The 15,326-nt window shown below is 49.6% G+C and carries 16 protein-coding genes; 15 read left to right on the plus strand and 1 reads right to left on the minus strand.

Going from position 1 to position 15,326, the window contains the following annotated elements; all coding sequences use genetic code 11:
* Positions 1 to 27: 27 nt before the first annotated feature.
* From H7U36_RS13400 to H7U36_RS13445, 10 genes are all read left to right on the plus strand, one after another.
* Positions 28 to 1,254, plus strand: a complete 1,227-nt coding sequence (locus tag H7U36_RS13400; RefSeq protein WP_243426770.1) for a sugar ABC transporter substrate-binding protein — start codon at positions 28 to 30, stop codon at positions 1,252 to 1,254.
* Between the two features lie 109 nt (positions 1,255 to 1,363).
* Positions 1,364 to 2,890, plus strand: coding sequence for a sugar ABC transporter ATP-binding protein (locus H7U36_RS13405; RefSeq protein WP_205156319.1), 1,527 nt, complete (start codon positions 1,364 to 1,366; stop codon positions 2,888 to 2,890).
* Positions 2,877 to 3,848, plus strand: a complete 972-nt coding sequence (locus H7U36_RS13410) for an ABC transporter permease (RefSeq protein ID WP_205156320.1) — start codon at positions 2,877 to 2,879, stop codon at positions 3,846 to 3,848. Before H7U36_RS13405 ends, H7U36_RS13410 begins: the two co-directional genes overlap by 14 nt.
* A gap of 12 nt (positions 3,849 to 3,860) precedes the next feature.
* The gene (locus H7U36_RS13415; RefSeq protein WP_205156321.1) at positions 3,861 to 4,820 is read left to right on the plus strand and encodes an ABC transporter permease; all 960 of its coding nucleotides are present in this window, start codon (positions 3,861 to 3,863) and stop codon (positions 4,818 to 4,820) included.
* Positions 4,821 to 4,894: 74 nt separating this feature from the next.
* Positions 4,895 to 5,905, plus strand: a complete 1,011-nt coding sequence (locus H7U36_RS13420) for an N-acyl homoserine lactonase family protein (RefSeq protein WP_205156322.1) — start codon at positions 4,895 to 4,897, stop codon at positions 5,903 to 5,905.
* A gap of 30 nt (positions 5,906 to 5,935) precedes the next feature.
* On the plus strand, positions 5,936 to 7,174 hold the full coding sequence (locus H7U36_RS13425) for a Tm-1-like ATP-binding domain-containing protein (protein WP_205156323.1): 1,239 nt from the start codon (positions 5,936 to 5,938) through the stop codon (positions 7,172 to 7,174).
* A 47-nt stretch (positions 7,175 to 7,221) separates the two neighbouring features.
* Positions 7,222 to 7,827 (plus strand): class II aldolase/adducin family protein, encoded by a 606-nt coding sequence (locus H7U36_RS13430; protein ID WP_205156324.1) that lies wholly within the window; start codon positions 7,222 to 7,224, stop codon positions 7,825 to 7,827.
* Between the two features lie 18 nt (positions 7,828 to 7,845).
* On the plus strand, positions 7,846 to 8,565 hold the full coding sequence (locus H7U36_RS13435) for a GntR family transcriptional regulator (RefSeq protein WP_205156325.1): 720 nt from the start codon (positions 7,846 to 7,848) through the stop codon (positions 8,563 to 8,565).
* A gap of 83 nt (positions 8,566 to 8,648) precedes the next feature.
* Positions 8,649 to 9,923 carry a RuBisCO large subunit C-terminal-like domain-containing protein gene (locus H7U36_RS13440; protein WP_205156326.1) on the plus strand — a complete coding sequence of 425 codons (1,275 nt, stop codon included), beginning with the start codon at positions 8,649 to 8,651 and terminating at the stop codon, positions 9,921 to 9,923.
* Between the two features lie 18 nt (positions 9,924 to 9,941).
* Positions 9,942 to 10,181, plus strand: coding sequence for an HPr family phosphocarrier protein (locus H7U36_RS13445; RefSeq protein WP_205156327.1), 240 nt, complete (start codon positions 9,942 to 9,944; stop codon positions 10,179 to 10,181).
* A gap of 80 nt (positions 10,182 to 10,261) precedes the next feature.
* Here H7U36_RS13445 and H7U36_RS13450 read toward each other — a convergent pair whose 3' ends face one another.
* On the minus strand, positions 10,262 to 11,107 hold the full coding sequence (locus tag H7U36_RS13450) for a DUF368 domain-containing protein (protein WP_205156328.1): 846 nt from the start codon (positions 11,105 to 11,107) through the stop codon (positions 10,262 to 10,264).
* Between the two features lie 162 nt (positions 11,108 to 11,269).
* On the opposite strand from H7U36_RS13450, the gene H7U36_RS13455 reads away from it, so the two are divergent.
* The 5 genes from H7U36_RS13455 (at position 11,270) to fabD (ending at position 15,294) form a co-directional block, all read left to right on the plus strand.
* Complete coding sequence (locus tag H7U36_RS13455; protein ID WP_205156329.1) at positions 11,270 to 11,998, plus strand: class I SAM-dependent methyltransferase; 729 nt, start codon at positions 11,270 to 11,272, stop codon at positions 11,996 to 11,998.
* A gap of 121 nt (positions 11,999 to 12,119) precedes the next feature.
* Positions 12,120 to 13,085 carry a beta-ketoacyl-ACP synthase III gene (locus H7U36_RS13460; protein ID WP_191428734.1) on the plus strand — a complete coding sequence of 322 codons (966 nt, stop codon included), beginning with the start codon at positions 12,120 to 12,122 and terminating at the stop codon, positions 13,083 to 13,085.
* A gap of 78 nt (positions 13,086 to 13,163) precedes the next feature.
* The gene (acpP, locus tag H7U36_RS13465) at positions 13,164 to 13,388 is read left to right on the plus strand and encodes an acyl carrier protein (RefSeq protein ID WP_138303904.1); all 225 of its coding nucleotides are present in this window, start codon (positions 13,164 to 13,166) and stop codon (positions 13,386 to 13,388) included.
* A gap of 15 nt (positions 13,389 to 13,403) precedes the next feature.
* Positions 13,404 to 14,369: an enoyl-[acyl-carrier-protein] reductase FabK gene (gene fabK / locus H7U36_RS13470; RefSeq protein ID WP_138303902.1), complete on the plus strand. Its 966-nt coding sequence runs from the start codon at positions 13,404 to 13,406 to the stop codon at positions 14,367 to 14,369.
* Positions 14,362 to 15,294, plus strand: a complete 933-nt coding sequence (gene fabD, locus H7U36_RS13475; protein WP_205148308.1) for an ACP S-malonyltransferase — start codon at positions 14,362 to 14,364, stop codon at positions 15,292 to 15,294. The genes fabK and fabD overlap by 8 nt, the downstream gene beginning before the upstream one ends.
* Positions 15,295 to 15,326 lie beyond the last annotated feature (32 nt).

The raw sequence follows: 15,326 nt of genomic DNA on the forward strand, positions 1-15,326 counted from the left end.
AGATGTGTATAAGAGACAGATTTAATATTGACAAACACATATGAGGATGATATATTGAACACAACAAAATTGTATCCAATATACGATATTCAATATTCGGATATTGGGAGATCAAACCAAAATAAAAGGAGGACGAAAATGAAAAAGCAGTTAGTATCCATCTTGGCAACAGTAGGTATGACATGTACACTTTTGGCCGGATGTAGCTCTCCGGCGCCAGAGGAAAGCGGAAGCACTGAAGATGGAAGCAGTGCAGAGAGCGAAGTTAGCACGGAAGGGTTATCCAAAGCGACAGTTGTAGATGCAGAGTCTCTTCCAATTCAGGGAATTGGGGCGCAGGTTACATCTGATGTAGAGGCAAATGAAGACTACAAAATTGGTTATATAGCAAAGAACACCACCAACCCCTATATGGTTGCACAGTCCGAAGGAGTAAAGAAAGCCGGAGAGGACATGGGATTTGAGGCGGTGACACAGGCTCCTTCTACAGCAGACTCTGTGGAGGAGCAGGTTAAAATCATGGAAGATATGATCCAGCAGGAGATGGATGTGATTATTGTACACTGCGCAGACTCTAACGGCATTATGCCTGGCGTGAGAAAAGCAGAGGATGCAGGCATTCAGGTAATCACTATCGGTACTCCGGCAGCTGAAGATACATTTTTGAGGACTGGTGTAGACTACAAAGAGACTGGTGAAGTGGTAGCAAAAGAGATTGCGGAGGCTTTGAACGGAGAGGGAAAAGTCATTATTTTGGAAGGACCGGCAGGAGCTGCTAATGCTATTGAGCGTCTGGAAGGAATTAATGAGACTTTTGAGGATTATCCGGACATTGAAGTAGTGGCCTCTCAGACAGCCAATTTTAAGAGAACGGAAGGTATGTCCGTAACGGAGAACCTGCTTCAGCAGTATACGGATGTAGATGCTATTATCGGTTGTAATGATGAGAGTGCCCTGGGCGCAATGCAGGCAGTGAAAGCGGCTGGAAAGGATGATGTGCTGATCGCCGGATTTGACGGAAGTGTAGATGCTACAAATGCAGTGGCATCTGGAGAAATGTATTGTACATACAATACTGATCCTTATGGCTCTGGGTATCTGGCATGTGCTTACGCTGTCAATTACTTAAATGACGGGACAGAACCGGAAGGAAAGTTTATTCCCTTCCCGACTGCAGCCAATGATCCGCTGATCACACCGGATACTGTCAAGGAATATCAGGATAATATCGCATGGTGGAAGGTAATCCAGTAAGAAGCAGATGGAAAGTAGAGGAATGTTTTGATATTTTACCCACTTCGCCCCTGTAGATACTACAGGGGCGAATAAGACAGGGTATCCGAAATACAGCCGAGGTGAAGCAATGGGCAAAACAATTTTAACGGCAAAACATATTACAAAATTATTTCCCGGGATGAAAGCTCTGGATGATGTGGATTTCGATTTGAGGGAAGGGGAAGTACATATTCTGGTGGGAGAAAACGGAGCCGGAAAAAGTACGCTGGCCAAAGTCCTTCTGGGTGCTTATAAAGCGGAAGAAGGCGAAATCACATTTGACGGGAAACCTGTAAAATTCAACGGGACAAAAGATGCGCTGGCAAAAGGAATCGTGGCCGTATACCAGGAGTTTACACTGGTTCCTTATATCAGTGTGGCGCAGAATATTTTTTTGAATCGGGAATATAAGACCAAGCTGGGGCTGATCGACCACAAACGGATGGAAAATGAGGCCAGAGAATTGCTGAAGTCTTTAAATTGTGAATATATCGATGTAAAAGGATTTGTGAAGAATCTGAGTGTAGCAGAACAGCAGATGGTGGAGATCGCTAAGGCTCTGTCATTCAAGCCCAGGGTTATGGTATTTGATGAACCGACAGCAACACTGTCGGAAAGGGAGGTGGAGTCTCTGTTCGCCCAGATCCACCGCCTGAAGGCAGAAGGAATTGGTATCATTTATGTATCGCACAGAATGCAGGAATTTCCTTTGATCGGCGATCGGATCACGATTCTAAGGGATGGCGTTAAGATCAAGACCGTTGGGATTAATGAATGTACAAATGAAGAACTTGTAAATATGATGGTAGGCCGCGATGTGTCACAGGTATATGTCAGAACGAAAAATGATTATGAGGGCATTGTCCTGCAGACGGAAAATCTCTGTGATCACAAGGGGCGGGTCAGGAATGTAAATATCAATGTAAGAAAAGGCGAGATTGTAGGGATTGCCGGACTGGTAGGCGCCGGGCGTACAGAGACGGCCGAGCTGCTTTACGGAATCTCTCCTGTGAAGTCCGGAAAGATTATTCTGGAGGGAGAAGAGGTTCATATCAAGTCTCCTCAGAATGCGACAAAGCTGGGGATTGGACTGGTGAGTGAGGACAGAAAGAAACAGGGGCTGGCTCTGAGCGAGTCGGTTGCTCTGAATACAGTGGCTGTTAGTCTGAAAAAGATTTTCCCTCATTTCTTTATTTCTTATAGAAAGATCAATGAAGTGGCTCTGGGTTATAAGAAACAGCTGCGTATTGCTACCACCAGTGTGAACAAGGCGTGTAAATATCTTTCAGGAGGTAACCAGCAGAAGGTAGTGCTGGCAAAATGGCTTAGCTTTGACCCGGAAGTCCTGATCTTTGATGAGCCCACCCGGGGTATTGATGTGGCCGCAAAGATGGAGATATACGGCCTGATGGATCGGCTGGCCAGTGAAGGGAAGGCGATCATTATGATCTCTTCAGAGCTCCCGGAGGTTATTGGTATGAGCGACAGGATTTATATCATGCGTGAAGGTGAGATTGTGGATGAAGTAAAGAGGGATACACCGGAATTCAATTCTGAAACGATCGGAGAGCGCATGATGTTGGGAAAGGGAGGTGCCGCTAATGCAGAAAACTAGTGTAGCACAGAAATCTGGTGTGTTGCAGCGCATCAAGACGATTCCACCTGTTGTCTATATGCTGGTAGTCCTGATAGTCGTGTTCAGTATCATGGAACCGAACTATCTGTCGTTTTCCAATTTCAGAAACGTGCTGATCCAGGCAACGCCACTAATGATCGTGGCGTTTGCGCAGACATGTATTATCCTGACACAGGGCACGGATCTTTCGCTGGGGGCACAGGTCAGTTTTGTGACTGTGTTTACCGTATATCTTGCTCAAAGGGGCATTATCCTGGAAGTAGCTATGCTGATTTCAGTAATCTGTACACTGCTTATCGGTGCGGTAAACGGTGTGATCGTAGCAAAAGGAAATCTGCCTCCGTTTATCGCTACATACGGTATGCAGAATATAGTAAACAGTATTTCCCTGCTTCTGGCTATGGGATCATCCATATCGTTTCCCAGTTTTACATACAGGCTGGTGACAGAAACAACAATCTTAATGATTCCGCTCATGGTGTGGGTGGCAGTGCTTGTATTTATCATTGTGTGGATCATCCTGAAAAAGACAAAATTCGGGACCAATATACATGGACTGGGGGGTAATAAAGAGGCACTTAGCTTGGCCGGGATCAACCCGGATCGGTATCTGATACAGACCTATGCCTTTGCGGGGCTTATCGCGGGTATAGCAGGCATTATCACTCTCTGTCGGATTGAATCCGGACAGACTACAGTGGCAAACGGATGGGAATTCCAGGCAGTGGCAGCGGCTCTCCTGGGAGGTACATCTCTACGGGAAGGAAAAGGCGGTGTAACTGGGACTATTTTTGGTGTGCTTCTGATCCAGATTATCAAAAATGGTCTGAATGTGGTCGGAGTAACCTCCATATACCAGAACGCTATCATCGGTTCTATCGTACTGGCAGCTATCATTATCGATGCTGTTGTCCGGTTCCGTTCGACGAAGGAATAGGAGGGAGAAGACATGAAAGCTAAAAAAATTTGGGAAAACGTGAAAAGCTCGAAAGTATTTTACAGCCTGATTGGACTGATTATTTTGATCATTGTCTCCTCCATCATTGCACCTAACTTTCGAAGCGTGGACAATCTGATCACAATTTTCCGGCAGGCCAGTGTGCTTCTGGTTTTGAGTTCCGGCCTGACGGCCGTACTGCTCACCGGTGGAATGGATCTGTCAGTTGGGGCTACCGCCGGATTTATCGGCTGTGTCTGTGCCCGGCTCCTGAAATCCGGCGTCCCGGTTTTAGGAGTCGTCCTGATCGGTATTTTGATTGGAATGATTGTAGGGATTATCAATGGTCTGCTGGCCGGCATTCTGCCCAGCTTTATTGCTACATATGGAACAAATTGGGTAATGAGCGGCCTGGCCGTGATTGTAATGCAGGGAGCTGTCATCTATGATCTGCCTGCAGGTTTTACACAGATCGGGGTGGGCTATACGGGACCTATCCCCAACCTTATTATCATTGCGGCTATTGTGGTTGTCATTATTTACATTCTCCTTCAGAGGACAACCTATGGGCGGCAGGTGTATTCCTACGGTTCTAACCCAACTGCTGCCAGGTATGCGGCAGTGCCTGTGAAAAAGATCATGGTATCTGCTTTTATGATGTGTAGCATGACAGCAGGCCTGGCAGGACTTTTGATCACAGCCCGGCTGAATGCGGCAGATGCGGCAATGGGAGACAGCTATGGACTTCAGACAGTGGCAGCTGTCGTGATAGGTGGAACCTCCATGCTGGGAGGTGAAGGAGGAGTTGTGGGAACAGTGATCGGTTCCCTGATCCTGACCGTGATTGTAAATGTGATGAACCTGCTGGGAATTTCTTCTTTTGCTCAGGGGCTTGTGGTAGGTATCGTCATCATTGTTATGGTCCTGTTTGATACGTACACAAAGAAACGACAGGAGAGAAGCGTGGCTTAATATTGAATTAAAATTGGAGACAATTTTAAGATAATCAAACATCTATTTAACAAAAAGAAAGTGAGGAAATTATTATGGCATTAACGATCAGACCTTTAAACTCTGGATATATTCCAACGAAACCACTGGAGTACTGGTATCATTTTTCAGTTAAAAAATATGTGGAGAAACTGGGGATTACTAATGACTCAGATCAGCTCCCGGATTTCACCTTCCTGATTGAAGGGGGAGATAAACTGGTGCTGGTAGATACAGGAATGTCTTGGACAGAACATGCGGATAAATATCACCATGGTCCATCTTTACAGAGACCGGGAATTGATGATATTGAATCTAGGCTGGGCCAGGTGGGATACAAGCCTTCTGATGTGGACATTGTCCTGTTTACTCATCTTCATTGGGATCACGTCTTCTACCTTGAAAAATTTACAAAAGCGCGATTTATCTGTCATGAGAAGGAGTGGGAGTATGCCCATGATCCCATTCCGCTTCACTACAAATCATACTGCCGCCCGATAATTGCCAAAGACGGAGATGTGACTGTGGGAGATGAATTCATAGCTCCTTATGATGTGCCTGGTGTAAAAGAGAGGTTTGAGACGGTCAAAGGAGAGGTGGAGATCGTTCCGGGAGTCAGTGTTTATGAGTCATTCGGACATTGCCCAGGCCATATGACTGTTGTGGTTCAGACAGAAGAAGGACCGTACTTCTGTGTGGGAGATTCTGTGTTTGTTATGGGAAATATTGATACACCGGAGGATATGGTGAAAAACCTTCACTATGACATCTGCCCGCCAGGACGCTATGTAGATATTGTGGCAGCCTGGAAGACAATACGTGATACTGTGCGTAGGTGCAAGGAGGCCGGTGTTGATCCGCACAAACATTTGCTGCTTGCCCACGATGTAATTCTCTCCGCGGCAGTAGAAAAATACGAGGACTCGCATGCTAACAAGCTTCCGGTCATTGGAAAGAAAGATACAGACTTCGTATTTGAAGAGTATAAGAAAGCGATCATTGACAAGGATGCGAAAAAAGCGGCGGAAAAAGCTTACACGAAGTACTTTAGTCTCAGCGAAAAATAAAAGTCAAAGTATTGCATTAAAGGAGTTTATATGGATACAGTTGCAGTTATCGGAAGTTGCGATACAAAGGCAAGAGAAGTCGCATACATGAGAGAGCTGCTGGAGGCGTGGGGCCTGAATGTGCTGGTTATTGACGTGGCAACAGGCCCAGGCCCGTCAGAGAACTACGATATTTCCCGGGAGGCTGTCGCTGAGGCGGCCGGAGCATCGTGGGAGACTGTCAAGACAAAGACCAAGGGAGAAAAAATCGAATTTATGACGAAGGCTGTGGCGGTGATGACACGGAATCTTTACCAGGAGGGAAAGATCCAGGGCATCCTGTCCGCGGGAGGGCTTCAGAATACGGTGATGGCAACCAGCGCCATGCGGGCGCTTCCCATCGGATTTCCCAAGGTTATGGCTACTACAGTGGCATGCGGAAAGAAGACATTTGATCTTGTTGTTGGTGACAAAGATATTGTGGTTATTCCTTCTATCTGTGACTTTACAGGACTGAACATGGTGACCCGGCAGATTATGGCAAATGCCTGTGCCTGCTGCGCAGGCATGGTAAAACATGCAGGAACTCCCCTGAAAAAGGGGAATAGGCTGGTGGTAGGCATCACTCTGATGGGAATTACAAATACGGGCGCCTGCGCAGCGGTAGATGAGCTGGAGAGGATGGGGATTGAGACTCTGGGATTTCACTCTACCGGTGTGGGCGGAGCCATTATGGAGCAGATGGCAGCGGATGGTCTGCTGGATGGGATTCTGGATTTGACGACCCACGAGATCACCCAGGAGTATTTTAAAGCTGGATTTTCTTATGGGGAAGATGCAAAGTACCGTTTGGTCAAGGGAGTACAGCATAAAGTGCCGCTGGTGATATGTCCTGGAGGTCTGGATTTTATTGACTTTGATACGAAAGAATTTCCACCCAGGATGAATGAGAGGATCTACATGTATCACAACGCCAACACGGCACATATTAAAATTCTTCCGGATGAGGCTGAAATTACCACGGAGCGGGTGGTGGAAAGGATCAATAGGATTGACTATCCGGTCAAACTTCTGCTTCCTACAGATGGCATGCGACATAACACCCGCAAGGGGGAGGAACTGTACTGTAAAGAAGTAGATGATATTATTCTGGGAAAGCTTCGGGCAATTAAAAATCCTAATGTGGATATCATTACTGTACCGGGAAATATAGATACGGAGGAGTGGGGCATCCAGGCGGCCCGTTACATGGTGCAGGAGCTGAAGGAGGCAGGAAAATTTACGGAATAAATTACCTGCTTTAGGGCTTTAAATGGGAAAGGAGAAATCTGGGAAAAATGGCAGAAGATGTTAAAAAAATAGCGGAGGAACTTGTCATCGCCTGCAAAAGAGCTTATACTAGAGGCATACAGACAGGAAGCGGCGGAAATGTAAGTGCTCGAATTTTGGGAAAAGATCTGATGCTGGTGAAGGCCAGCGGAAGCTCTTTTGCTGACAGTACACCGGAAGGATTTGTGATCACAGATTTTGACGGTAATTTAGTAGAAGGGGATGGGAAACCTACAAGAGAAGCTTTGCTGCACGGACTTATTTATAGAATGTGTCCGGATGTAAACGCGGTGGTGCATACGCACTCGCCTTATTCGATTGCATGGGCTGTAACGGGAAAAGCTCTGCCTAGAAATACTTGGCATTCCAGGCTGAAGATGAATGCCGATTTGCCTACGCTGGATGTGAAAGCAGCGATGGTACGTAGAGAGGATTTTCCTCTTGTTGAGGAAATCTATAAAGAAAATCCGGATCTCCCAGGATTCCTTTTGAAGGATCACGGGCTTGTGGCAGTGGGAAAAGATGCGATTGCGGCAGAACATACAGCTGAATTGATTGAGGAGACTGCGCAGGTGGCAATCCTGAAGGCGGCCGTTTTGAAGCTTGGCTTGTAGAGTTACAAGGTAAACTATATGAGAGCGGACATGAGAATAACGATGAGTGACTCGGGAAAGGAAATGCTGCAGCATAGTAAACTCCCGGATCTGGTGCTTGACAAGCTGATGGAATGGATTATGGAAGGAAAACTTCTAATGGGCGATAAGCTTAATACAGAGGAGCTTGCCAGTCAGTTGGGAGTCAGCCGTATGCCTATCCGGGAGGCATTGAGCAATCTGGAAAAAAAAGGATTGGCGGAATCTGTTCCTTATGCGGGGACAAGACTGGTAATTCTGACAAGAGATGATGTACGTCAGATTTATATAGCCAGAAAAGCATTGGAGCCGGAGGCAGCTCGCTACGCATGTGAGAAGATAACCGATGAAGAGATAAAAGAACTGGAAAAGATCCATGAGGACTATCAGTACATTGTGAGAAAAGATGAACTGGATGCTGTGGAGGTATATCAGCAGAATCGGTTATACCATTTTTCTATCTATAAAGTGAGCGGGCTGAACAGGATATGCAGTATGATTGAGTCGCTTTGGGATAATCTTTCCTTTTTTAAACTGATTTATGGACAGAAACTTTTGAATACTAGAGAGTCGAGAGAGCGGCTGATAGCAGAGCATCAGAGCTATCTGAATGCTTTGCGGAGTCACGATAGTGAGCTCTTGGCAAAACTGGTGGCGGAGAACCTTCAGAAGAGGATTGATGATATTCCGTATGATATCGAAGAATATTTCCATGAATAAGCAGATATATAGTTGTTAGTAAAAGGTAACAAAAGCCTGGGTACAAAACGGTACCTAGGCTTTTTCGTTAGAAAGGAGTATTTATGGACTCTGTTTTATACACCCTGCCGGAATCAATCCGGGGGCATGATTACGTGACGGCTTACTATTATATCGAATTGCCTAGAGAGACAGATGTGCTGAAAAAAGCAGGAAGGCTGGCTGTGGGGCAAACTATAGGCACCTGGGTGCCGGTGCCTGGGATTACAGAAGAGATTCGGGAGAAATATATGGGAAGGGTAGTCAATGTATTTGATGTACCATCCCTGGATCTGGAGACGCAGGTGACAGAGGAGGTGCGGAAATACATTATACAGATCGCCTATCCTGCGGTTCACTTTGGCGGGGATCTCCCTCTTATGCTGACTGCGCTTTTGGGAAACGATGCCTCCACTTCAGCCCTGGTCAAACTGCTGGATATCGTGTTCCCGGAAGAATATGTAAGCAAATTTCAAGGGCCGCAGTATGGAGTGCAGGGAGTTCGGGATTATCTTGGTATTCAGGGGCGCCCGATTCTCCTGAACATGATCAAACCATGTACGGGCTTAACGCCGGAGGAAGGGGCAAAGATTTTTTATCAGGTGGCTTTGGGCGGCATTGATATTATTAAGGATGATGAACTGCTTGGCGACCCGGAATACAGCAAACCATGGGATCGGGTGAAAGTGTACCGCAAGGCGGCGGAAGCAGCTGCGGATGTGACCGGAGAGCGGGTTCGGTATTTTGTGAATGTCACTAGCGGTGCTGATCACATTATGGAGAATGTGAAGAGAGTTGTAGATGCCGGTGCAGACGGCATTATGGTTAATTTTGCTGCTGTGGGGTACAGCACTCTGAAGCAGATTGCCCAGACAGCAGGAGTGCCTGTTTTGGGACATGCGGCCGGCGCGGGTATGTACTATGAGGGTGAGATGAATGGGATGGCTTCTCCTTTGGCAGCCGGCAAGCTTGCCCGCCTGGCGGGTGCGGATATTGTGATGGTGAATACGCCATATGGCGGATATCCGTTGTGCCATCAGAAGTATATGCAGACCCTATGCCAGTTGACATTGCCCTGGTATCATATCCGCTCCTCCATGCCCTCTATTGGCGGAGGCGTTCATCCCGGGATAGTAGAAAAGTATGTGAAAGAAGTGGGGCGGGATATTGTGCTGGCAGCAGGAGGCGCTGTACAGGGACATCCTGGTGGAGCTACGGCGGGAGCCAGGGCAATGCGCCAGGCAGTAGAGATTGTTGAAGAAGGCGGCTGTTTTGAGGTCAAGGCCAGAGAAAAGAAAGAGTTGGCGGAAGCGCTGGAAAAATGGCCTTATGTGAGTTGAAGAAAGGAAGGAAATATTATGATTAGGGAAATTATGCTCTATACATCAAATGATCTGAGAGATTTTATGCATCTTGCATGCTCTTCTCCTATGGATATTGGTGTCCATACTGTGGATAATCAAATCGCGGATGGAAAATCCGTCCTGGGACTGATGGCTATTGACTATAAAAAACCGGTGAAAGTGGTGTCAGACGATGAAAAATTTATGAAGCAGCTGGACCGCTGGGCCGTGGATAAAGAATCGAAAGAAAAATAAATCTGAAAAGACTACCGTTCTGACGATGAAAAAGATCGCCAGGCGGTAGCCTTTTTCAGTTAGAAATATTTGTTTTCCGATTATTCCACCTTCACGCCGCTGTTGAACTTATCCAGGGCCAGCGCGATGACCACGCCCACCACAATGCAGATGATGTTGACGATGGCGGAACCGGCTGACAGGAAGCCGGAGACGGGGATGATCATGACCGTGGCCGCGATGACAATGCCCACAATGCCGTGGAAGGCGATGGAGTAGTAATTGTCAAAGAGGGCGTTGATAGCCTTGGCCAGCAGGATGACTGTCACCACGGCGCCAATGCCTCCGGGAATGAGGATGGCCATGTCAAAGTGGCCGATGCCCTCCACAAAGGGAGTATAGAGGCCCAGGGGCATCAGCAGGGTGGAGAAGCTCATGCCGGGAGCGATGACGCTTAAGGCCAGGCAGAAGCCGCAGAACAGATACCACCCAAAGCTGGGAGCTACCTCATAGGAGGTCATGTCCAGGCCGATGAGCAGGGCGAAGATCACGCACATGCACACCACGAGGGAGATCCAGGAGCCCTTTGTGCGCCCCTGTTCTCCTGCCTCCCGGAAGAGGGAGGGGAGCATGCCGCCGATGAGACCGATGAAGAGGCACACGGAGGGATCCGGGTACTTGTTGAGGAAGTAGGCCAGAATATTGGCCACGCCCAGGAAGCCGATGACACCGCCGATGAAGACGGGGATCAGCTTTGGAACATGGGTCCTGAAATTTTTAAAGGGGTGGGACAAAAGCTCCATGATGGGCTTGTAGATGCCGAAGATGACGCTCAGGACTCCTCCGGAGATGCCGGGGAGAACAGCGCCCAGGCCGATCAGGGCGCCCTGGATGATGCGGAAGACAAATTGCACAGGTGACATCTTGGTGTCTTGTTTCTTGTTCATTTGACTGTAAATCCTTTCTTGAATAGCGCACCGCCTGATGGCGGAGCAGGTATGTGTTATTATTTCCATATTTATCAGACCATACATTTATACTATTTTTTCTGCTTTTTTTCAAGTATAATAGCTTCAGCTATCAAAGATTGAACAGAGGAGGAGAGCGGGATGGGAAATATATACGATGACCCGTCATTTTTTCAGGCCTACGGACAGATGGACAGGAGCCGGAAGGGGCTGGAGGGGGCCGGCGAGTGGCACCAGCTTAAAAGACTTTTTCCGGAGATAAAAGGAAAGGATGTGCTGGACCTTGGCTGCGGCTACGGGTGGCACAGCGCCTATGCGGCGGAGAAGGGGGCCGCGTCTGTGACGGCCATCGACCAGAGCAGCCGCATGATAGGAGAGGCCAGGAAGCGGAACCCGGATGAGAGGATCAGCTATCAGGTCTGCGCTCTGGAGGAGTACGAATACCCAAAGGAGGCGTTTGACCTGGTGGTGTCAAACCTGGTGCTCCACTATATTGCGGATCTGGAGGGCATATACAGGAAGGTGTACCGGACCCTGAGGAGCGGAGGAGACTTCCTGATCAATATAGAGCATCCTGCGTTTACCGGGAGCGTGAGGGAGGAGTGGATCCGGGATGGGGAGGGCCGGGCCCTGTACTGGCCGGTGGACGACTACTTCTATCCGGGGGAGAGGAGGACTATCTTTCTCGGGGAGGAGGTGGTGAAGCAGCACCACACATTGACGCAGATACTGGGCGGCCTGCTGGCCTGCGGGTTCGCCCTGACAGCGGTGGAGGAGGCCTGCCCGGATCCCGCTGTGCTGGAGCTGCCGGGCATGAGGGACGAGATGCGCCGCCCTATGATGCTGCTGGTGAGGGCGCGGAAAGAGTAGAATTGTTTGGTCAAAGCTCTTGACAGAAGACGAGTACTGCTATATACTTTGAAAGTCAAAATATTTCAGACTAAAAATATTTGAAGCATCGAAATAATAGAAGAAACGAGGAAGCAAAGACATGACCGGAGTGATATGTGGTACAGGCTCCAGTGTTCCTGTACATACGATGGATAACAATGATATTGCGCAGCTTGTGGAGACCAGCGACGAGTGGATACGGGAGAGGACAGGCGTGGTGAGACGCCACATCATCACTGATGAGACTACGGTGTCCATGGCGGCGGACGCGGCCAGAAAGGCTCTTGAGGACAGCGGCACAGCTCCCGAGGAGGTGGACCTGATCCTTGTGTCCACCATTTCCTCCAATGTGATCCTCCCCTGCGCCGCCTGTGAGGTGCAAAGAGAGATCGGCGCGGTGAACGCCACCTGCTATGATATGAGCGCCGCCTGCACGGGATTTGTGTTTGGTTACAGCGCGGCCCTGGCCTACCTGGCGTCCGGCATGTACAAGACTATCCTTGTCATAGGGAGCGAGAGTCTGTCCAACCTGACAAACTGGAAGGACAGAGGAACCTGCATCCTCTTCGGCGACGGGGCCGGAGCCGCAGTGGTGAAGGCCGGAGAAGGAACATTCTACTATCCAGTGACTCACTCCGCGGGGAGCAAGGGCGAGGCCCTCACCTGTACAAGCCGCTATAATAAAAACTGGGAGAGCATCCCCGAGGAGGAGACGCTCATGCAGATGGACGGCCGGGGCGTGTTCAAGTTCGCTGTGAAGAAGGTACCGGAGGTTATAGATGAGGTGCTTGAGAAAAACGGGCTCACAAAGCAGGATGTAGACCTGTATGTGCTCCACCAGGCCAACAAGAGGATCGTGGAGTCGGTGGCAAAGAGGATGGAAGAGCCCATAGAGAAGTTCCCCATGAACCTGCAGGAGTACGGCAACACTTCCTCCGCCAGCATCCCCATCCTGCTGGATGAGCTGAACCGGGAGGGACGGCTGAAGGCGGGACAGAGGATCGTGATCGCCGGATTTGGAGCCGGCCTCTCCTGGGGCGCGGCAGTCATGGACTGGAATAAATAAGTGTGCAGCGCTGCCCGGAGGCGGCGATGGCATAGATAAAATCAAAACGAAAAGGTAAAAGAAAAGGAGAACAAGACAATGCTGGAAAAGATCAAAGAAATGGTAGCAGATTCATTAGGAGTGGACGCAGAGACAATCACAGAGGAGACTTCCTTTAAAGAGGACCTTGGAGCGGACTCTCTGGACCTGTTTGAGCTTGTTATGGCTCTGGAGGAAGAGTACGACGTGGAGATCCCCACAGAGGATCTGGAGCAGATCGCTACAGTCGGCGATGTAATCTCTTACATTGAGTCCCACAAATAGAGAGAAATAAGCGAAATAAAAAAGAAAAAAGAGGTTGTCAATATGAAAACAGAAGTAACGGAATTACTGGGAATTGAATATCCGATTATCCAGGGCGGTATGGCCTGGGTCGCTGAATATCACTTGGCAGCCGGCGTATCAAATGCCGGTGGGCTTGGGCTGATAGGAGCAGCAAGCGCTCCGGCAGACTGGGTGCGCGAACAGATCAGAGAAGCAAAGAAACTGACAGACAAGCCTTTCGGCGTCAATATCATGCTTATGAGTCCCCACGCGGACGACGTCGCTAAGGTCATCGTGGAGGAAGGCGTGAAGGTGGTCACCACCGGAGCCGGAAGCCCGGAAAAATACATGAAGATGTGGAAGGAAGCCGGTGTGAAGGTTATCCCGGTGGTCGCTTCCGTGGCTCTCGCAAAGCGCATGGAGCGCTGCGGCGCTGACGCGGTCGTGGCCGAGGGAACAGAGGCCGGCGGACACATCGGTGAGAACACCACTATGGTGCTTGTTCCCCAGGTGGTGGACGCGGTGAATATTCCCGTCATCGCCGCAGGCGGCATCGCTGACGGAAGAGGCATTGCCGCGGCGTTCATGCTGGGAGCACGGGGCGTGCAGCTGGGCACACACTTTGTTGTCACAGACGAGTCCCAGGTACATGAGAATTACAAGGAGCGCATCATCAAGGCAAAGGATATCGACTCCCGCGTCACAGGCCGCACTACAGGACATCCGGTGCGCGCTCTTAGGAACGACATGACAAAGAAATATCTGGAGCTGGAGAACAAGGGCGCAAGCTTTGAGGAGCTGGAGCTCCTGACGCTGGGCGGACTTCGCAAGGCCGTTGTGGAGGGCGATGTGAAGAACGGAAGCGTTATGGCAGGACAGATCGCCGGCATGGTGAAGGAGAGAATGTCCTGCAAACAGCTCATCGACAAGCTGGTGAGCGAGACAGATGCACTGATCAAAGGAGCGGGCTTTTATGAGTAAGATAGCATTTATTTATCCGGGACAGGGCGCGCAGAAATGCGGCATGGGCCAGGATTTCTACGAGAACAGCGCTTCGGCAAAGGCTGTGTATGACATGGCCGCGGAGGTGCTGAAGGATAACATGGACATTGACATGAAGGATTTGTGCTTTCATGAAAACGATAAATTGGACCTGACAGAGTACACGCAGGCAGCCCTTGTGACTACCTGCCTGGCTATGACAAAGGTCGTGGAGGAGGCCGGCATCCACCCGGATGTGACAGCGGGCTTAAGCCTTGGCGAGTACTGCGCCATCGCGGCGGCCGGCGGTATGAAGGATGAGGACGCCATCCGCCTTGTGAGAAAGAGAGGCCTCCTCATGCAGAACACAGTTCCTGCAGGGGAGGGGGCCATGTGTGCCATCATGGGCATGACAGGTGAAGAGATTGAGAAGGTGACAGATACCATGGAGGGCGTATCCATTGCCAACTACAACTGTCCGGGGCAGATTGTCATCACCGGAGAGACAAAGGCGGTGGAGGCTGCGGCAGAGAAGCTGAAGGAAGCCGGAGCGAAAAGGACTGTCATGCTGAACGTCAGCGGTCCCTTCCACTCACCCATGCTTGAGAAGGCAGGCGAAGAGCTGGCAGAGGTGCTGCAGGGCGTAGAGCTGTCTCCCCTGAAGGTGCCCTACGTGACAAACGTGACGGCCCAGGAGGTGACGGACATCAGCCAGACAAAAGAGCTGCTGGCCCGCCAGGTCAGCTCCTCCGTGCGCTGGCAGCAGAGCATGGAGAACCTGATCGCGGCAGGGGTGGATACCTTTGTGGAGATCGGTCCGGGCAGGACTCTGGCCGGATTTATGAGAAAGATCAGCCGGGATGTGACCGTCTACAATGTGGGCACATGGGCTGACGTGGAGAAAGTGGCAGAGAGCCTGAAGTAAAGTTGAAGAGCAAGAAGGAGGCAGGGGCGTGA

The organism is Faecalicatena fissicatena (genome assembly GCF_016900595.1).
In the GTDB taxonomy this organism is placed as follows: domain Bacteria; phylum Bacillota; class Clostridia; order Lachnospirales; family Lachnospiraceae; genus Claveliimonas; species Claveliimonas intestinigallinarum.